Raw genomic sequence first — 17,687 nt, forward strand, 5'->3', positions numbered from 1 at the left:
TCAGGCTCCGATCGCCTGCTTCTGCAGGTCGACGAGTTGCGCGATGGTATTGCGCGCATGTTCGAACAGCGCGTCGAACTGCTCGCGGCTGAACGGGGCGCCCTCGGCGGTTCCCTGAATCTCGACGATGCCGCCCTGGCCGGTCATGACGAAGTTGGCATCGGTCTCGGCGGCGGAATCCTCCGCGTAATCCAGATCGGTGACGGGGTTCCCGTCGAAGATGCCGCAGGACACCGCGGCGATGTGATCCTTCAGAATCCGCGTCTTCGACGCCATCTGGCGCTGGTGCATCCAGTCGAGGCAATCGTGCAGGGCGACCCAGCCGCCGGTGATTGCGGCCGTCCGGGTGCCGCCATCGGCCTGGATGACGTCGCAATCGATGGTGATCTGGCGCTCGCCGAGCGCTTCGAGATCGACGACCGCGCGCATCGAGCGGCCAATCAGGCGCTGGATTTCCAGCGTCCGGCCGCCCTGCTTGCCCGACGAGGCCTCGCGGCGCATCCGGTCGCCGGTCGAACGCGGCAGCATGCCGTACTCGGCTGTCACCCAGCCGCGCCCGCTGTTGCGCATCCATGGCGGCACGCGCTCTTCCAGACTGGCGGTGCACAGGACGTGCGTGTCGCCGAATTTGACCAGGCAGGAGCCTTCGGCGTGTTTGGAAACGCCGCGGTCGAAGCTGACGGTGCGCATCTGATCGGGCATTCGTCCTGAAGGACGTGGCATGGGAAACCTCTTGTCGCTTGAATGTCGCGCCCTTCTAGAGGAACGTCCCGGATATGCCTAGGGGACTCCGCCTCACTGATCAGGCTCGGATCCGATATTTGTTTGCGGCGAGCGCAATAATATATGAGTGGCATACCGGAGAACGACCGTGAACATGGCCAAGCCGACAGACCTCAATGCATCGCTGGACGAACGGTCGCGCGACATCTTCCGCCTGATCGTCGAGGGCTATCTCGACGAGGGCGAACCTCTCGGATCACGCACCTTGTCGAAGATGCTGCCCGTCTCGCTGTCGCCGGCCTCGGTGCGCAACGTCATGAGCGATCTCGAGGCGCTCGGCCTGATCTATTCGCCGCACGTGTCCGCAGGCCGGCTGCCGACCGAGCAGGGGCTGCGGTTCTTCGTCGACGCGTTCATGGATACGGGTGAAGTCGACGAGAACGAACGCAAACTGATCGAATCGCAGGTCAAGCGCGACAACGACTCACCGTCGCTCGACAAGCTTCTGACCGACGCCAGCCAGATGCTCTCCGGCCTTTCGCGCGGCGCGGGTCTGGTTCTGACCTCGAAGCGGGAAGGGGTGCTGAAACACATCGAGTTCATCCGGCTGGAAGAAGGCAAGGCGCTCGCCGTGCTCGTCTGGGGCAATGGCGATGTCGAAAACCGGGTCGTCGACATACCCGCCGGGACGACGACGGCGCAATTGTCGGAGGCGGCCAACTATCTCAATCATCACGCGCGCGACAAATCCCTCGGCGATGCGAAGCGCGTGATCGAGGAGCGCCGAGAGGCGCTGAAGACCGAGGTCGATACCGTGAGCGCCGACCTGATCGAACGCGGCCTGGCGTTCTGGTCGGGCAGTGAAGCCGGCCAGCCGGCCCAACTGATCGTACGCGGCCGGTCGAACCTGATCGAACGCGCGCAGGATCAGGAGCAGATCGACCGCCTGAAGCTTCTTTTCGACGAACTGGAGCGCAAGGACGAGATCATCCGCATGCTCGACCTGACGGAATCGGGATCGGGGGTGCGCATCTTCATCGGTTCGGAGAACCGGTTGTTTTCGCTTTCCGGATCGTCGCTTGTGGTCGCGCCCTATCGCGACGCCAACCGGCATGTCGTCGGGGCGATCGGCATCATCGGACCGACACGGCTTAACTATGCGCGCATCGTTCCGGTGGTCGACTATACCGCCCAACTGATCGGCAAGCTGATAGAGAAGAGCTAGGGCACCCTTGATTTTTGGAGCTCAAACCTCGATATCGCGGCAACAAAACTCCCGATCGAAACGGAAGACCCGAGATGGCTGACGACAAGAACGCGCCGGAAGAAAATGCGCGACCCAAGATCAATCCGAACGACCGCGAAGGTCTCAAGCGGGCCGCGGACGAACTCCTGAAGCAGGACCGCAAGGCCGGCCGGAAGTCGGCGTGGAGCGCCGAGACACCCGACGAGAGCGCCTACGAATATGACGATGTGGAGGGCGACGACGCCGAGACCATCGCCAACGAGATCACCGAGCTCCAGGCCGAAAACAACGACATGAAGGATCGCCTGCTGCGGCTCGCGGCCGACATGGAAAATCTTCGCCGGCGCACCGAGCGCGAGGTCAAGGACGCGCGCGCGTTCGCGATCTCGGGCTTTGCCCGTGACATGCTGGCGGTCGCCGACAATCTGCGCCGCGCGATCGAGGCGGTCACCGCCGAGCAGCGTGAAACCGCCGACGATACGCTGAAAAACCTGATCGAGGGTGTCGAACTCACCGAAAAATCCATGCATTCGGCGATGGAGCGGCACGGCGTTAAAAAGCTGGAGCCGGAGAACCAGAAGTTCGACCCGAACTTCCATCAGGCGATGTTCGAGGTGCCGAACCCGGAAGTTCCCAACAACACCGTGGTCCAGGTGGTGCAGGCAGGTTACCGGATCGGCGACCGGGTGCTGCGCCCGGCCATGGTCGGGGTCGCCAAGGGCGGGCCCAAGCAGAACGCCGAGACCGAACCTGGCGCGCCCAATCCGCAGGCTGAGAAGGACGCCTGACGGACGCTGTGTCCTCAGCCCCTGATCAGGCCGCCATCAATGGCGGCCTGGCGCAATGACACCTGCGGGCGCGGCCCGATCTGCTGGATGATGATCGCGGCGGCAAGCGAGCCGAGATTGGCGCAGTCCTCAAGGGAGCGCCCTGCGGTGTAGCCGTGCAGGAACCCTGCGGCGTAGAGATCGCCCGCGCCGGTCGTATCGACCAGGTCGTCGATCTCGTGTGCCGCGACACTCGCCGTCTCGCCCTTGCGCACGGCGATCGACCCCAGCTCCGAGCGTGTCACCACGCCGAGCGCGCAGTCCTCGCGGATCGCGGCGAGCGCTGTGTCGAAATCCGCCGTCTGATAAAGCGACTTCAGCTCGTCCTGATTGGCGAAGACGATATCGACGGTTCCCGAACGCATGAGGTCGAGAAACTCGTCGCGATAGCGATCCACACAGAACGGATCGGACAGCGTCATCGCCACTTCGCGGCCATGCGAGTGAGCGATTTCGGCGGACGCGCGAATCGCCTCCTTGGCGCGCGGCGGATCCCAGAGATAGCCCTCGAAATAGGTGACCTTCGAGGCGGCCACCTTGGCTTCCTCGACATCATCCGGGCCAAGCTCCACACACGCGCCGAGATAGGTGTTCATCGAACGCTCACCGTCCGGCGTGACGAAGATCATCGAGCGCGCGGTGGGCGGGTGACCGTTCAGCGGGCCGGTATCGAAGGCCACGCCCTGGGCGCGGATGTCGTGGCGGTAAATGCCTCCGAGATGATCCTGGCATACCTTGCCGAAGAACGCGGCGCTTCCGCCAAGGCTGGCGATGCCCGCGGCGGTGTTTCCGGCGCTGCCGCCGGAGGTTTCGATCGCCGGGCCCATGCGCTCGTAAAGAAGCTCGGCACGCTCGGCGTCGATCAGGTTCATCGCGCCCTTGATGATGCCGTTCTCGTGCAGAAAATCGTCTTCGGCGCGCGCGATGATGTCGACAATCGCGTTGCCGATACAAAGAACGTCAAATTCGGACATGAAACCCCCCGGGGATGCTGCTTCCGGGGGCGTTTAGCGGCTTGCACCGGGAATGAGAAGAGGCCGGCGCGATTTGCGGCATCTTGCCAACCGGCCTTTGCGTCGCCATGTGACGGGGATGATCTTCTCTTCTGCTTCCAAGGCCCTTCGCGCACTCGCCGATCCCGCCATGCGGGGCGTCCTGTGGAAAACCCTCGGGCTGACCATCCTGGCGCTGATCGCGCTGTGGTTCGCAATTGCCTCGGGCGTCACCGAGCTTGCGCTGCCATGGGTCAGCGACATGGTGGCCTTCAACTATTCGCTGCCCGAATGGACCGGATGGATCTCGCTTTTCACGGCGATTGCCGCCGGAATCGCTCTGGCTGCGGGCCTCGCCTTCCTCATCGGGCCGGCAAGCGCGCTGATCGCCGGCCTGTTTCTCGACGACGCAGCCGAACATCTGGAGAAGGCGGAGTACCCGTCGGATCCGCCGGGCAAGGCGCTGCCGATCGTCGAAGGCGTTTGGCTTTCGGTCAAATTCGCCGGCGTGGTCGTTCTCGGCAACCTGCTTGCGCTTGCCCTGCTGCTGGTGCCGGGGATCAACCTGATCGCCTTCTTCGTGGTCAACGGCTACCTGCTCGGCCGCGAATATTTCGAATTCGCCGCCAGACGGTTCGGGAGCGAGGAGACCGTTCGTGCGCTGCGCTCGAAATACTCGGGCACAATCTTCGGCGCCGGCCTTGTTCTGGCCGCCTTCCTGGCTGTTCCCGTCGTCAACCTGCTGACGCCGCTGTTCGGCGCGGCGATGATGGTGCATCTGCACAAAGCGATCGCCGCCAAAGAAGCGGCGCGCACACGACGGTCCGAGAGGGTCGCGGCCTGACCGAGTCGGCCATGACCTGCAACATCATTTAAACGAGGCCGCCTAAAGGAATAATCTCTCTGGCCCCCGGTTTAAAAGGGTTGCCATTCCAGTCGCCCATCCATCTGTCTGCATGCAGACCGGCGGCGGAGATGGCGGCTGCCACATCCTCCTTCGGTGAAAACCGGATTTGCGACGATGCCCGCCATGATCGGCCGGACCGGACCGCCGTATACAACGTCAGATATGTCACGATCTGATTATCGGGATTGAATGCAGCGTCAATCAACCGTTCGACCGGTCCCAGCACCGGATGGTCGATCACAGTGCGCGTTTGTTCCGGCGTCCAGTTGCGCCACTCCTCAAATTCCGGGTTCCGACTGTCGAAGACGAATGTACCTTCGGGCTCCAGATGAGCCGCAATCGTTTTGCACACTGACGCCTGATCCTCCGGCTCCAGGAGGCACTGAAATGCATGCCCCGTCATGACAATCAGATCGAACCGCTCCGCGAGTCGCACGCTGCGCGCATCCGCCTCGATCCACTGCACCCGATCGCTCCCTTGGCGACCTCTGGCCACATCAAGCATAGCCGCCGCCGGATCCACGCCGGTTGCCCGTCTGGTTCTGGAAAGCACGGTGGCAAGTTCGCCGGTCCCACACCCCAGATCGAGCACGGATGATGCGGTGCCCGCCAGTTTCAAGCAGAAGTCTTTATCCGAGTCCCAGCGATTGTCCTGGTCATAGAACTGAGCGAGTTCCGGGTCGCTGAAGAGCTTATCGGACATACCCAATCCCGGTCTTATTCAAATTCTGCACGCGCGAGGCAGGGCACATCACCCGATCATCTGCGCCGGCAATTCGACCAGCGGCGCGGGAATGTCGGTGGTCTTTTCCTTCGACTTGCAGATATCCGCGATCACGCACCGCTCGCATTCGGGCTTGCGCGCCTTGCAGACATAGCGGCCGTGCAGGATCAGCCAGTGATGGGCATGGTAGAGATATTCGCCGGGCACCACCCGCATCAGGATATCCTCGACCTCGTCCGGGGTTTTGCCCGGCGCCAGACCGATGCGGTTGCCGATCCTGAAGATATGGGTGTCGACAGCCATGGTCGGCACGCCGAAGGCCATGGACATGACGACATTGGCGGTCTTGCGGCCGACGCCCGGCAATGTCACCAGTTCCTCGCGGGTGCGCGGCACCTCGCCGCGAAAATCATCCACCAGCTTTTGCGACAGGGCGATCACGTTCTTGGCCTTGTTGCGCCACAGGCCGATCGTACGGATGTACTCCCCGACCTTCTCCTCGCCGAGCGCCAGCATCTTCTCCGGCGTGTCGGCGATCTCGAACAGCGCCTTCGTCGCCCTGTTGACCCCGGCATCGGTCGCCTGGGCCGACAGCGCCACGGCGACGACCAGCGTGAACGGGTTCACATGGGCGAGCTCGCCCCTCGGCTCAGGCCGCTGGATCGAAAAACGCCGGAAGATCTCGTGGATCTCGGCGCGGCTGTAACGGGTGCGCGGAAGCGACTTGCGGCGGGATTTCGATTTCGGGGGAGTGGCTGCGCTTTCGGACTTTGGCTTTTGCATCCCTCCCCTATATTCTGTGCCCATGAGCGAAACAACGCAAACGGCACGGGGTGAAGAGCGCCCTGTCTTCTCGGCGCTGCTAACGCCGCATCGCTCGCTTTCCAGGAACGGCTTCGTCCTCCTGATGATCTTGAGCTGCGGCGTTCTCTTCGTTCAGGGATTTTTCTTTTTCATCACCGGCGCATGGCCCGTGGCGACGTTTCTGGGACTCGATCTGGTTGCGCTCTTTCTCGCCTTCCAACTGAACTACCGCGCCGCCCGGGCCCGCGAGGAGGTGCGGGTTTCTCGCACCGAGCTGCTGATTCGCAAGGTGACGCCCGGCGGACGGGCAACCGACCATCTCTACAATCCGTTCTGGGCGCGGTTCCAGGTGGACCGGCACCGGGAAATCGGGATCACGGGGATGCAGGTGACCGGTGAGGGCAGATCGACCAGCGTCGGGCATTTCCTCAATCCAGACGATCGCGAAAGTTTCGCGACGGCGTTTTCGCACGCGCTGGCGACGGCGCGGCGCTAGACCAGCAAGATTCGGGTGGCGCGCGCCACCCGACCATGGTCAATTCTCCTTTCAGAGGACACCGTCATGACCATCGCAACGCAGCCGCACACCATCCTTCTCGATGAAGCCAAGCCCGGCCATGAATATGACGTCGTGCGCCGGGTGATCGAGGACATCAGCGAGAACTACCGCGATCAGCCGTCGCTCGAGGAACTTGCGGCCAATGCCGGCATGTCGCCGACCGCGCTGCAAAAACTGTTCACGCGCTGGGCCGGGCTGTCGCCGAAGGGATTCTTGCAGGCGGTGACGCTCGATCACGCGCGGCGGCTGCTCGCCAGCGACCTGCCGCTGCTCGAGACGGCCTACGAGGTCGGGTATTCCGGTCCCGGGCGGCTGCACGATCTGTTCGTCACGCACGAGGCGATGTCGCCCGGCGAGTTCAAGGCGCGCGGCGGCGGCCTTTCCATGCGATACGGGTTCCATATCTGCCCGTTCGGGCTGGCGCTTGTGATGGTCACCGATCGCGGGCTGGCGGGTCTGGCGTTCTGCGACCCCGGCTCGGAGCGCGAGGCGCTGGCCGACATGCAAGGCCGCTGGCCGAACGCGCATCATTTCGAGGACATGGGCGCGACGGCGCCATACGCGGCGCGGATCTTCGACCCCGCGAACTGGCGCTCCGACCAGCCGCTTCGCGTCGTGCTGATCGGAACCGATTTCCAGGTCAGCGTCTGGAACGCGCTTCTGAAGATTCCGATGGGGAAGGCCGTTGCCTATTCCGACATCGCATCGGACATCGGCAGGCCGAAGGCCTCGCGCGCCGTTGGCGCGGCGGTCGGCGCCAACCCGGTCTCCTTCGTGGTGCCGTGCCACCGGGCGGTGGGAAAATCCGGCGCACTGACCGGCTATCACTGGGGCCTGACGCGCAAGCGCGCCATTCTCGGCTGGGAAGCCGGGCAGCTGGCGACGCGCTGATACTCCGCTACCTCGCACATCATGAGCACTTCGAACGCAAGCGCGAAGCCGCCAGGCTGATCGGCTCCAATGCGACATCCGCCCAATCAGCGATCTCCATCAGCGGGGTGCCGCGAACCAGAACCCAGCCTGAAGTGGAAGAGCGGCAGCACCCTTCCGCTTGTCCCTGATCGTTCCTTTCCCACCTGTACCGCCCCCATGCGCTCGTAAAAGCGGCCGGCATTCGGATCGGCGAGAATGGTCAGTCGTTTTCCGCCACGTGTCCGCGCAAGTTCGGCCAGCGCCTGAAACAGCAGCCGGCCGACGCCCTTGCCCATGAAGGGCGGATCGACGAAAAAGACCGAAACGTCGAATTCGCCGCCACCTTCGTCGGTGATCCCCGCGACCCCGGCCAGCAGCCGTTCGCTCTCGGCGACAAGGATCAGCCCGGCTTCGATCCATTCGGGCCGGACGGTCAAATCCGGCATTGCTCTTGCGATGAAATCCGCATCATAGCCCCAATGGACCTTCGAACGCACGCAGAGCGCCGTCAGCGCATCACCTTCGTCCCGTCGGGCCGGACGGATAATCACCTCAGCCAGAACAAACCTTCAGTGCGCGCCGGACATGTCGCCGAGGACTTCCTTGGATGCGACGGTGGAGTCCGGGTTGAGCTTGTAGACCATCGGCACGCCGGTCGCGAGGTTGAGGCCGGTCACCTCCTGCGTGCTCAGCCGGTCCAGGATCATGACCATGGCGCGCAGCGAATTGCCGTGCGCGGCGACGAGAACCTTCTGGCCGCGAAGAACGCGCGGCAGGATGTCGGTCATGTAATAGGGCCAGACCCGGGCGCCGGTGTCCTTCAGGCTCTCGCCATCGTCGCCGGGCGGCGGCACATCGTAGGAGCGGCGCCAGATGTGGACCTGCTCCTCGCCCCATTTGGCGCGGGCGTCATCCTTGTTGAGGCCGGCCAGATCGCCATAGTTGCGCTCGTTCAGCGCCTGGTCGTGTATGGTCTCGAGATCGGACTGGCCGATGCCGTCGAGAATGATCTGGCAGGTCTTCTCGGCGCGCACCAGCACCGAGGTAAACGCGATATCGAATTTGATGCCGTAGTCCTTCAGCGCTTTCGCGCCGGTTTCGGCCTCCTCAATGCCGAGCTCGGTAAGATCCGGATCCTTCCAGCCGGTGAACAGGTTCTTCTTGTTCCATTCGCTTTGTCCGTGGCGGACCAGAACCATGGTTCCTGACATGAAAAGCTCCCTGCGTTGTTGGGTCTATGGCGTGGTTTCGAGACCAAGCACGTGGCGCATCGAATAGAGGCCGGGTTGGCGGCCATGCGCCCACAGCGCGGCTTTCACCGCACCCCGGGCGAAGATCATCCGATCCTCGGCGTGGTGCGCCAGAGTGACCCGCTCGCCCGGTCCCGCCATGATGACGGAGTGGTCGCCCACGACCGATCCGCCCCGCAACGTGGCGAATCCGATCGCCGAGGGATCGCGCGGGCCGGTATGGCCGTCGCGCACACGCACCGATTTTTCCTCGAGCGGGACCGACCGCCCCCTGGCAGCGGCCTCGCCCAGAAGCAGGGCCGTGCCGGATGGCGCGTCGACCTTGTGGCGGTGGTGCATTTCAAGCACCTCGATGTCCCAGTCGGCGGCATCGAGCGCGCGGGCCGCCTGTTCGACGAGTTCGGCGAGCAAGATGACGCCCATGCTCATGTTGCCGGATTTGACGATCGCGGTCTTCTGCGCGGCCTCGCCGATCGCCGCCTCGTCGTCGGCCGACAGACCGGTCGTGCCGATCACATGCACAATCCCGTTCGCAGCCGTGTATTCGGCGACCGCCAGCGTTGCGGACGGCGCGGTAAAGTCGAGCACGGCTTCGGCATTCGCGAAGGCCGCATCCATGGCGTCGGTCACCTTGACGCCGCTTTCCTCCAGACCAGCGAGAATGCCGCAATCGGCTCCGATCTGCGGCGAGCCTTCGCGTTCAAGCGCTCCCGACAACTCCGCATCGGCGCTTTCGCCGATCGCCCGGATGAGATTTCTGCCCATCCGGCCGCCCGCGCCCATGACGGCGATCCGTGTTCTTGCCATCGTCTCTACCCCACTTCCCTAATCGCCGCCTTCGCGTCGTCCGGCCCGTCCAGCAGATCGGGAGCCGTTTGGCCTTGCAGCGCATAGAAACGGGCATAGATTCCGTCCGGCCTGGAGACAAGCTCGCGATGAGTTCCCTCCTCGACCACGCGGCCCGCATCCATGACGATAATCTTGTCGGCGCTGACGACCGTCGACAGGCGGTGGGCGATGACGATCGTCGTGCGGTCCCGCATGATCTTGTCGAGGGCATCCTGGACGAGCTTTTCGGAATCGTTGTCAAGCGCCGATGTCGCCTCGTCCAACAGCAGGATCGGCGCGTTGCGCACGATGGCGCGGGCGATCGACAATCGCTGGCGCTGACCGCCGGAAAGGGTCACGCCGTTCTCGCCAACCGGCGTGTCATATCCCAGCGCCTGCTCGCGGATGAAACCGTCGGCATTGGCAAGCGCCGCCGCCTCCTCGATCTCGGCATCCGTCGCATCGGGGCGTCCGTAGCGGATGTTGTCGCGGATCGTCCCCTCGAAGAGGTAGGGCTGCTGCGATACATAGGCGATCGAGCCGCGCAGCGATGCCTTGGTGACTCCTCGAATGTCCTGGCCATCGATGGCGATGACGCCGCTGTCCGGATCGTAGAAGCGCTGGACCAGCCCGATGACGGTCGACTTTCCGGCGCCGGATACGCCGACGATGGCCGTTGTCTTGCCGGCCTCGGCGACGAGCGACAGGCGTGTGAGCACGGGCGCTCCGTCATCGTAGGAAAAATCGACCTTGTCGAAGACGATCTGCCCGCGATCGACGTGCAGATCAGAGGCGTCCGGCGCGTCGCGCTGTCTTGGCTCCAGATCGAGCAGCTCGTAGATCATGCGCGCATTGACCATGGCGCGTTCGAGATTGACCTGCAGCCGGGCGAGCCGCTTGGCCGGCTCGTAGGCGAGCATCAGAGCGGTGATGAAGGCAAACATCGCGCCCGGGGGCTGGTCGGCGGTGATCGCGCGGAACCCGCCATATCCGATGACCGAGGCGATCGCCAGACCGGCGAGGATTTCCGAAAGCGGCGTCACCCTTTCCGAAACACTGGCCAGTTTGTCGGCGCGTTCGCGGGCCCGCTCGATCATGTCGCCAATGCGCGCCCTGAGCTGGTCTTCCATTGTGAACGCCTTGACGACGGTGATGCCCTGCGACACCTCCTGCATCGTCCCGATCACGCTGGCGTTCAGAGTGACCGTTTCGCGCACCACGCCCCGCACGCGGCGCGACACATAGGTGACCGCCAGAATCAGCGGAGGCGCGACAAGGAAGGCGATCAGCGACAGGAACCAGTCCTGGGTGACCATCACGAACAGAAGTCCGACGAGGGCGACGAAATCTCGCGCGATCGACGTCATTGTAATCGACAACACGTCGCGCACGCCGGTCACGTTCTGATTGATGCGCGCGGCAAGCTGCCCGGAACGCTCGTCGGCGAAGAAGTTCACGCCCAGCGACAGAAGCTTGTTGAAGACCCTCTTCTGGTATCTCGCGACGATGTCGTTGCCGATCCGGGCCAGCATGATCGCCTGCAGGTAGCTGGCAATGCCGCGGATGAGAAAGGCCATGAATACGGCAATACAGATCAGGACGATTAGGTCGGAGCGCTGACGGTAGAATATCTCGTCTATCACGTCGCGCATGATCCATGCGGCAAACGCCGTCGTCACCGCGACGAGAACGAGGCAGACGATCGCGATCGCATAGGTGCCAAGATACTCGCGGCCGTTCTCGGATACGATCCTCTTCAGCACCGCGTAAACGGAGCTGGCCGTCAGCGTGGGTTTTCCTCGAATTCCGTCCAACGGTCTTTCCGCAACAGGTCCGCTTCGCAAGGGCTATTACCGGTCGTCGAACAGACGGGCAAGCGGGGTCAATCGGCGCGCCACCAGCGTCCTTCCACATCGACGCCAAACCGCGAGGGCGTGCGTGCATAGGCCGCGAGCCCCTCGAGGGGCGCCTGATCGTGCAGGATCACATAGACCGGAACCTGCTCCAGGAGATTGCGATGCGGCTCCTTGTTGTCAAAGGCTGCGCGAAAGCGCTTCTCGTCGAGCATGGGCAGGATCTTGTGGGTGATGCCGCCGGTCAGGTAGATGCCGCCGCGCGCCATGAAGATCAGGGCGAGATCACCCGATATCCGCGCCAGATATTCGAGGAAGAGATCTGCGGTCTCGACGGCAACCGGGTCGCTTCCGTCGAGTGCGGCGGCGGTGATCTCCTCGGGTTTCGAAAGGGCCGGCGATTTCGCGTCCGCCTTCGCGACCGCGCGATAGAGATTGACCAGTCCGCGTCCGCAAAGAATCTGCTCGCCGGAGACCCGGCCGCCGATCGTCTCGAGATGCGGGAAGACCTGGTAATCGCGCTCGGTGCGGGGACCGATATCGACATGGCCACCCTCCCCCGGAACGGGTATCCAGGTATTGGCGCCGTGCACGATACCGGCGACCCCAAGCCCTGTTCCGGGCCCGATCACCACCCGGTTCGAGCTTTCTATTTTCTCACCGCCGCCAACCGGCTTGAGAAACTCCCCGTCTAGCGCCACGACCGCCAGAGCCTGTGCCTCGTAATCGTTGAGCACGATCACATCTCCAAAACCCTGAGTCTCAATGAGCTGTTTCGGCCGCACGATCCAGTCGCAATTCGTCAGGTCTATCTCGTCGCCGTCGGTCGGCCCGGCCACCGCCAGAACGGCGGTCCTCGGCTGGATCGAGGTCTTGTCGAGGACGACCGACTGGATGGCTTCATCGAGCGTCGGGTAGTCCGCCGTCTTGATGGAGGGGAACCGCTTGGCCTCGGCATAGGAATCCGTGACGATCGCAAAGCGGGCATTGGTTCCGCCAATATCGGCGATCAGGATCGGAAAATGGAGGACTTTTGCCGTCCCTGAAGATACGTTAGCCATCGGCCGTTCCTTTTTCCCTGTCTCGCAAGAACGCCAGCAGCGCTTCAGCCGACTTGCGGTTTAACGCGAGTGCGATGTCGTACACAATGGCGAGACGCATGAGCGCCTTTACGTCGACGTCGTGCGGCATCGGCGTAAGCGGATCCACGAAAAATACGACCGCTTCGATGTCGCCCTCGGCAATCATTGCGCCTATCTGCTGGTCCCCGCCCAGAGGCCCGCTCTTGAGGCGCCGCAGCGTCAGTTGCGGACACGCTTCAACCAGCCGGCCCCCCGTTGTGCCTGTTGCGACCAGCTCATACCTGCCGAGTTCGGCGGCATGCCGGCGCACGAAGTCAACGAGATTATCCTTCTTCTGGTCATGGGCGACCAGCGCGATGCGCCGTTTTCCGCTCATTCCGACATTGCCCCGCATCGATGTAATTAAATCGTTTGAACCGCATAAGGCAAATGGTGCGCGGATAAAAGTCCGAATCGGGAATGCAGTTCAGTCCGGGCGAGGGGACGGCACCGGAATGATTACCGGCAAGCGCGAATCTGTCGCCGGGACAGCCGCAACAGGTATGGCCGATGCCCGCGCCAGGTCCGGCTTGTAGCCGGTATCGTAGGTGACGAGAGATTCGTCGGCAGGAGCCGCACCGCGCAGTACGGCCGAGCAGGCCTTCGGCAACTGAGCGAGCGTAATCTCGCGTTTCTTGGGCGGCTTTGCTCCCGGCTCCGGCTTTTTCGGAGCCCAGGGTTCCGAAGTGAACCACCAGTCGAGCGAGCCATCGCAGCCATTGCCGGGCGGCGTAGTATTCTGCGGGCGGCAATTCGCCGAATCGGAGGGACAACGGATGCGCACGTGAAAGTGATAGTGGTGCCCGTAATAGGGTCGTATCTTTCGCATCCAGGAATCATTGGCGCGGGATGCGCCGTACCGGTCGCACATCGCTTTCTTGATGCCGGGGTGGACGAAGATGCGCTCCACCTCGTCATAGGAGGCGGCGCGGGCGATCAGCCGGCCATGCGCCGGACTCCATATCTCCGGGTCGACGTGGAGGGAGTTGGCCTTGAGCATCGATACGGCGCTGACATTGGCGCGTTCGCTGACCGTCAGGCGGCGATCCGGCATCTTTGTCAGCCAGATGTCTGCATCGAGCCCGACCTGGTGCGAGGCGTGGCCCGACAACATCGGCCCGCCTCGCGGCTGCGAGATATCGCCGACCAGCAGACCCGGCCACCCGTCCTGAACGGCTTCGCGGGAGAGTTTCTGAAGCAGCGCGATCATATCCGGATGGCCCCAGCGGCGGTTGCGCTCCAAACGCATGGCCTGCCAGGTCGGCCCGTCAACGGGCATGGCGACCGCGCCCGCCACGCATCCCTTGGAGTAGAAGCCGTGGGCCGCGGGTGCGCTCACGGTCGGCAGGGGCGTGCGGCCGAACAGCTCCTTCGCCGCCGTCTGGGCCCGGGCTCCATGGGCCGAGACCGCAACGAGCGCGGCCCCCAGGACAAACATGCGGAGCCGCTTGTGGCCGGCCGACGGTCTGAAAGTCATTCTCATGCTCATCAAAGGGCCTCAGGTCATGTCCGTCAGAGCGTAAACCGGTTCGCCGCCCACTCAAAGAGGCCGGTTACCGGCGGACGCGGTAAACGGGCATCGGTGTGTTCCAGGTGCCGGGAACAGGTTCGAGCCAGGCGAGGTTCCGTTCATCCCGCAATCGCGCCTGAAAGCCGTCAGGAGAGGCATTGATGAACTCGAACCCGTCGGCAGCGTTCAAACAATCGGCGACATGGGTGACGCCGTGCCGCTCAAGGAGGGTCCGTGCTTCCTCCGGCGGCGCCAGCATCACTTGGATCAGCAGGAGATTTCCGCCGGTGTTGCGATGATAGGGCCCGGCAATAGCGCGATGGGGCGTGTAAAGGAGCAGGCTTGCACCGATGTCCGTCGCGCCGAGGACCACCCCGGCCGGCTCCTCCTGGAGTGTTTCATAGAGATCGGCGGTGTAGCAATAATCACGTGGAGACACGCTGGCGGCCTGCTGCTGCAGCGGGGGAGTGCCGGAAAACAGGGCCGCAGCATATGCTGCGCCCATCCACCAAACCAGATTGACGGATAGCAACCAGGCGCCGGCCAACGCCAGCGTTTGGGTCCTGGACCGTCTCGCCGGCATGCCGCTCCGGATATCCGCGATCCAGAAGCCAAGCGGTAGAATTGCGAAGGCCGTGGCGAAAACGAAGCCGCGCTGCTGCCATGCCGTCACGGCTATCCCCATCGCCAGGAAGGCGAGAAATACCGCCAGCGGACGGCGATCGCGCCCGGCTTTCCGGAGCGAAAAAAGCGTCACGACAACCGCGCAGACGGCGAGAGCGAAAAGCCCGGGAAGCGCGAACGGATCGGTCATCCAGAGTTTGCCGATTGAGCGCGTTTCAACAACGCCCTCCAGCCAGAACTCGTGCAGGCGCGGATCAAGCGAAGCGAGTGGATTTTCGAGACATTGGGGGAATGCGGCGGTGACGACCGCAAGCATCACCGCGCCGACGGCCAGAACGGCAAGTCCGCGCCAGAGCCCACCGCGCCGGATATATGTGGCGGCCGCCAACCCGGCACCGCCCAGCGTCGCTGCAACGAGATGAAACGCCGAAAAGGCGTCGCAGGTGTCATTTCGCCAGTTCCCGGGGCCAACGGTGGCCAGAAACACGGCGACGGTTGTCACCGCCAGCGACAGGCCGAATGCCCGCGCCTCGTCCTTGCCGGTGGAGCCGATGGTAAATCCTGTCGCCGCCAAGGCCCCGGCCAGCGCGACATAGGGCAAGGCCTCCATGCCTATCGCCAGCATCAGGACCGCCGTGGCCCCGGCGGCGGCGTTCGCCGCGACGGGCCGGCTGCCGGGCAACAGCAGCGCCAGCAACCATAGTGCGAGGGCGATCTGAATGTTGTGATGGTCCAACGCGCCGGACGCGAAGGCGCCCGTGGTCCACAGCGCGAACGCGCCGACGACAGCGACCGGAAGGAGTGCCGCGCGCCGGCCGGTCCGGACGCAGGCCGTTACAAGCGCAAGCATGGCGAGAAAAAAGGTCAGCGCCGGCCAGAGGATACGCGCCACCGCTTCCGCCTTTTCCAACGAGCCCGTGACCGCGGCTGCAGCTCGGACAATACCCGCTATCGGCGCATCGACGAGGCGCGACCAATGCATCGCCGTCCCCTCGGCAAGTCCCAGACGATACTGGGTCAGGTCGTACCAGGGCTGACCGCCGAGCAGATCGCGCACCTGCACGAGCCGCATCAGATCGTCGGAATTCGGGATACCGACATCAGCGGCGCGCAGGCCGACCGCAACGACAAAGAGCGTACCGCATGAGGCCAGCAGCGCCGGCTCGAACCAGCCTGCGCGGTCTCCTTCGCCGGCGCGCGACGGCGCGTGGGAAGACCGATCATCGGAAATCAGCGTCATCAGATACGATCCGCACCGAGAAAACGCGTTATACGTAAACTTAACCGGATCAAGAAAAGGTAAAGCAAACCGCTCGGGGACAATCCATGCCGGAATACGCGCCTTTCGAAACCCTCGATATCGCAGTCATTCTGCCGTGCTACAACGAGGCGCCCACGATCGGCGACGTGGTTCGGGGTTTCGGCGACGCGCTGCCCTCCGCGCGCATATACGTGTTCGACAACAACTCGTCCGACCACACGGCCATCGAGGCGCGCCGGGCAGGCGCGACCGTCGTGCAGGAACGCCGCCAGGGCAAGGGCCATGTCGTCCGCCGGATGTTCTCCGACATCGAGGCCGATCTTTACATCATGGCCGATGGCGACGGCACCTATTCCCCCGAGGACGCGCCGCAGCTCGTCGCGACGCTGCTGAGCGAGCGCGTCGACATGGTGGTCGGCGTACGCTCCGGAGTGCGCGAAGACGCAGGGCGCAGCGGCCACGCGTTCGGGAACCGCGCGTTCAACCGCCTTTACCGGTACATGTTCGGTACCGATTTCTCCGACATCCTGTCCGGCTACCGCGTGTTCACGCGGCGCTTCGTCAAGAGCTTCCCGGCAATCTCGTCCGGGTTCGAAATCGAGACGGAGATGTCGGTCCATGCCAGCCAGATGAAGCTTCCGGTGGCAGAGGTCGCGCTCGACTATGGGCGCCGCCCCGCGGGGTCGTCGTCGAAGCTGTCGACGGTGCGCGACGGCGTGCGCATCCTGTTCATGTTCGTGCGGATGATGAAGGAGACGCAGCCACTGCGCTTTTTCTCGTTGATCGCCGGGCTCCTGTTTGCGGCCAGCGTCTTCTTCATGATCCCGCCCGTCCTGGAGTATTTGACGACGGGTATTGTCAGCCGCGTGCCGACATGGATCGGCGCCGTCGGACTTCTGCTCCTCGCGACGCTGATGATGGTGACCGGCCTCATCCTCGATTCGGTCGCCGCCGGGCGCGTGGAACAAATGCGCATGGCTTATCTCAACCAGCCGGCACGCCGCGGCGAGATGCGAGCCGGCTCCCGTGAAAGGACACGGCGGACGGACAGGCCAGCGGCCACCCGCAAGGACGCGGAGGACAAAGCAAGTCGCGTCAAGGGAAGACGCGTCAAGGCCGGCGGTTCGTGAAGATGGCATTTGTCTTGCCGAAGCGCCTCATGCGGCGATTTTTCGGGTTTGCCGTCGCGGGCGGGACCGGTTTCGTGGTCGACGCGTCGGTGCTGACCGGCCTGATGGCGTTCACGCCGCTCGGCCCTTTCAGCGCGCGGATATTCGCCATCGGCGCGGCCATGTTCGCGACATGGATGATCAACCGCACGATGACGTTCGGCAAGAGCGACCGCCACGTCGTCAGGGAAGGCGCGCGCTACGGCGCCGTTGCGATCACGGGAGCCGTGCTGAATTATGCGATCTATTCCGGGCTGTTGCTGGCCGCACCGAACCTGTTCACGCCGCTTGGCGCGCTGGTTATCGCCGTCGCTTTCGTGACCGTCTTTTCCTATGTCGGCTATTCACGCTTCGTGTTTTCGCGCGGCTAGGACCGT

The 17,687-nt window shown here is 63.7% G+C and carries 19 protein-coding genes; 7 read left to right on the forward strand and 12 right to left on the reverse strand.

Features of this window, described 5'->3' with window-relative positions; translation table 11 throughout:
• Positions 1 to 723 (reverse strand): ribonuclease PH, encoded by a 723-nt coding sequence (gene rph / locus LC298_RS03620; RefSeq protein ID WP_131564589.1) that lies wholly within the window; start codon positions 721 to 723, stop codon positions 1 to 3.
• A gap of 154 nt (positions 724 to 877) precedes the next feature.
• Here rph and hrcA point away from each other — a divergent pair, with 154 nt between their 5' ends.
• Together hrcA and grpE are read left to right on the forward strand one after the other, a co-directional pair.
• A complete protein-coding gene (gene hrcA, locus LC298_RS03625; RefSeq protein WP_131564588.1) occupies positions 878 to 1,948 on the forward strand; it encodes a heat-inducible transcriptional repressor HrcA in 1,071 nt (356 codons plus the stop codon).
• Between the two features lie 74 nt (positions 1,949 to 2,022).
• Positions 2,023 to 2,757, forward strand: a complete 735-nt coding sequence (gene grpE / locus LC298_RS03630) for a nucleotide exchange factor GrpE (protein ID WP_131564586.1) — start codon at positions 2,023 to 2,025, stop codon at positions 2,755 to 2,757.
• 14 nt (positions 2,758 to 2,771) lie between these two features.
• Here grpE and LC298_RS03635 read toward each other — a convergent pair whose 3' ends face one another.
• Positions 2,772 to 3,770 carry an adenosine kinase gene (locus LC298_RS03635; RefSeq protein ID WP_131564584.1) on the reverse strand — a complete coding sequence of 333 codons (999 nt, stop codon included), beginning with the start codon at positions 3,768 to 3,770 and terminating at the stop codon, positions 2,772 to 2,774.
• A 118-nt stretch (positions 3,771 to 3,888) separates the two neighbouring features.
• Between LC298_RS03635 and LC298_RS03640 the strand changes: the two genes are divergently transcribed.
• Positions 3,889 to 4,632, forward strand: a complete 744-nt coding sequence (locus tag LC298_RS03640) for a sulfate transporter family protein (protein WP_131564582.1) — start codon at positions 3,889 to 3,891, stop codon at positions 4,630 to 4,632.
• A 28-nt stretch (positions 4,633 to 4,660) separates the two neighbouring features.
• Here the strand turns inward: LC298_RS03640 and LC298_RS03645 are convergent, their stop codons facing one another.
• Positions 4,661 to 5,398, reverse strand: coding sequence for a class I SAM-dependent methyltransferase (locus tag LC298_RS03645; protein ID WP_131564580.1), 738 nt, complete (start codon positions 5,396 to 5,398; stop codon positions 4,661 to 4,663).
• Between the two features lie 48 nt (positions 5,399 to 5,446).
• Positions 5,447 to 6,202, reverse strand: coding sequence for an endonuclease III (gene nth, locus LC298_RS03650; RefSeq protein WP_131564578.1), 756 nt, complete (start codon positions 6,200 to 6,202; stop codon positions 5,447 to 5,449).
• Between the two features lie 22 nt (positions 6,203 to 6,224).
• On the opposite strand from nth, the gene LC298_RS03655 reads away from it, so the two are divergent.
• A complete protein-coding gene (locus LC298_RS03655) occupies positions 6,225 to 6,719 on the forward strand; it encodes a DUF2244 domain-containing protein (RefSeq protein WP_131564576.1) in 495 nt (164 codons plus the stop codon).
• A 66-nt stretch (positions 6,720 to 6,785) separates the two neighbouring features.
• Complete coding sequence (locus tag LC298_RS03660) at positions 6,786 to 7,673, forward strand: bifunctional transcriptional activator/DNA repair enzyme AdaA (protein WP_131564575.1); 888 nt, start codon at positions 6,786 to 6,788, stop codon at positions 7,671 to 7,673.
• Positions 7,674 to 7,759: 86 nt separating this feature from the next.
• On the opposite strand, the gene LC298_RS03665 is transcribed toward LC298_RS03660, so the two are convergent.
• From LC298_RS03665 to LC298_RS03700, 8 genes are all read right to left on the reverse strand, one after another.
• Positions 7,760 to 8,191, reverse strand: a complete 432-nt coding sequence (locus LC298_RS03665; protein WP_131564573.1) for a GNAT family N-acetyltransferase — start codon at positions 8,189 to 8,191, stop codon at positions 7,760 to 7,762.
• Between the two features lie 72 nt (positions 8,192 to 8,263).
• Positions 8,264 to 8,905, reverse strand: coding sequence for a 2,3-bisphosphoglycerate-dependent phosphoglycerate mutase (locus LC298_RS03670; protein ID WP_131564571.1), 642 nt, complete (start codon positions 8,903 to 8,905; stop codon positions 8,264 to 8,266).
• 24 nt (positions 8,906 to 8,929) lie between these two features.
• Complete coding sequence (gene dapB / locus LC298_RS03675) at positions 8,930 to 9,751, reverse strand: 4-hydroxy-tetrahydrodipicolinate reductase (RefSeq protein ID WP_131564569.1); 822 nt, start codon at positions 9,749 to 9,751, stop codon at positions 8,930 to 8,932.
• Positions 9,752 to 9,756: 5 nt separating this feature from the next.
• Positions 9,757 to 11,586, reverse strand: a complete 1,830-nt coding sequence (locus LC298_RS03680; protein WP_223385521.1) for an ABC transporter ATP-binding protein — start codon at positions 11,584 to 11,586, stop codon at positions 9,757 to 9,759.
• A gap of 68 nt (positions 11,587 to 11,654) precedes the next feature.
• Positions 11,655 to 12,686 carry a glucokinase gene (locus LC298_RS03685; protein ID WP_131564567.1) on the reverse strand — a complete coding sequence of 344 codons (1,032 nt, stop codon included), beginning with the start codon at positions 12,684 to 12,686 and terminating at the stop codon, positions 11,655 to 11,657.
• Complete coding sequence (locus LC298_RS03690) at positions 12,679 to 13,083, reverse strand: methylglyoxal synthase (protein ID WP_131564565.1); 405 nt, start codon at positions 13,081 to 13,083, stop codon at positions 12,679 to 12,681. Before LC298_RS03690 ends, LC298_RS03685 begins: the two co-directional genes overlap by 8 nt.
• A 90-nt stretch (positions 13,084 to 13,173) precedes the next feature.
• On the reverse strand, positions 13,174 to 14,223 hold the full coding sequence (gene mepA / locus LC298_RS03695; protein ID WP_131564563.1) for a penicillin-insensitive murein endopeptidase: 1,050 nt from the start codon (positions 14,221 to 14,223) through the stop codon (positions 13,174 to 13,176).
• 76 nt (positions 14,224 to 14,299) lie between these two features.
• On the reverse strand, positions 14,300 to 16,120 hold the full coding sequence (locus tag LC298_RS03700) for a GtrA family protein (RefSeq protein WP_131564561.1): 1,821 nt from the start codon (positions 16,118 to 16,120) through the stop codon (positions 14,300 to 14,302).
• A gap of 86 nt (positions 16,121 to 16,206) precedes the next feature.
• On the opposite strand from LC298_RS03700, the gene LC298_RS03705 reads away from it, so the two are divergent.
• The gene (locus LC298_RS03705; protein ID WP_131564559.1) at positions 16,207 to 17,271 is read left to right on the forward strand and encodes a glycosyltransferase; all 1,065 of its coding nucleotides are present in this window, start codon (positions 16,207 to 16,209) and stop codon (positions 17,269 to 17,271) included.
• Between the two features lie 29 nt (positions 17,272 to 17,300).
• Positions 17,301 to 17,681, forward strand: coding sequence for a GtrA family protein (locus tag LC298_RS03710; RefSeq protein WP_131565811.1), 381 nt, complete (start codon positions 17,301 to 17,303; stop codon positions 17,679 to 17,681).
• Positions 17,682 to 17,687 lie beyond the last annotated feature (6 nt).

It is taken from the genome of Oricola cellulosilytica (assembly GCF_019966575.1).
Lineage (GTDB): Bacteria > Pseudomonadota > Alphaproteobacteria > Rhizobiales > Rhizobiaceae > Oricola > Oricola cellulosilytica.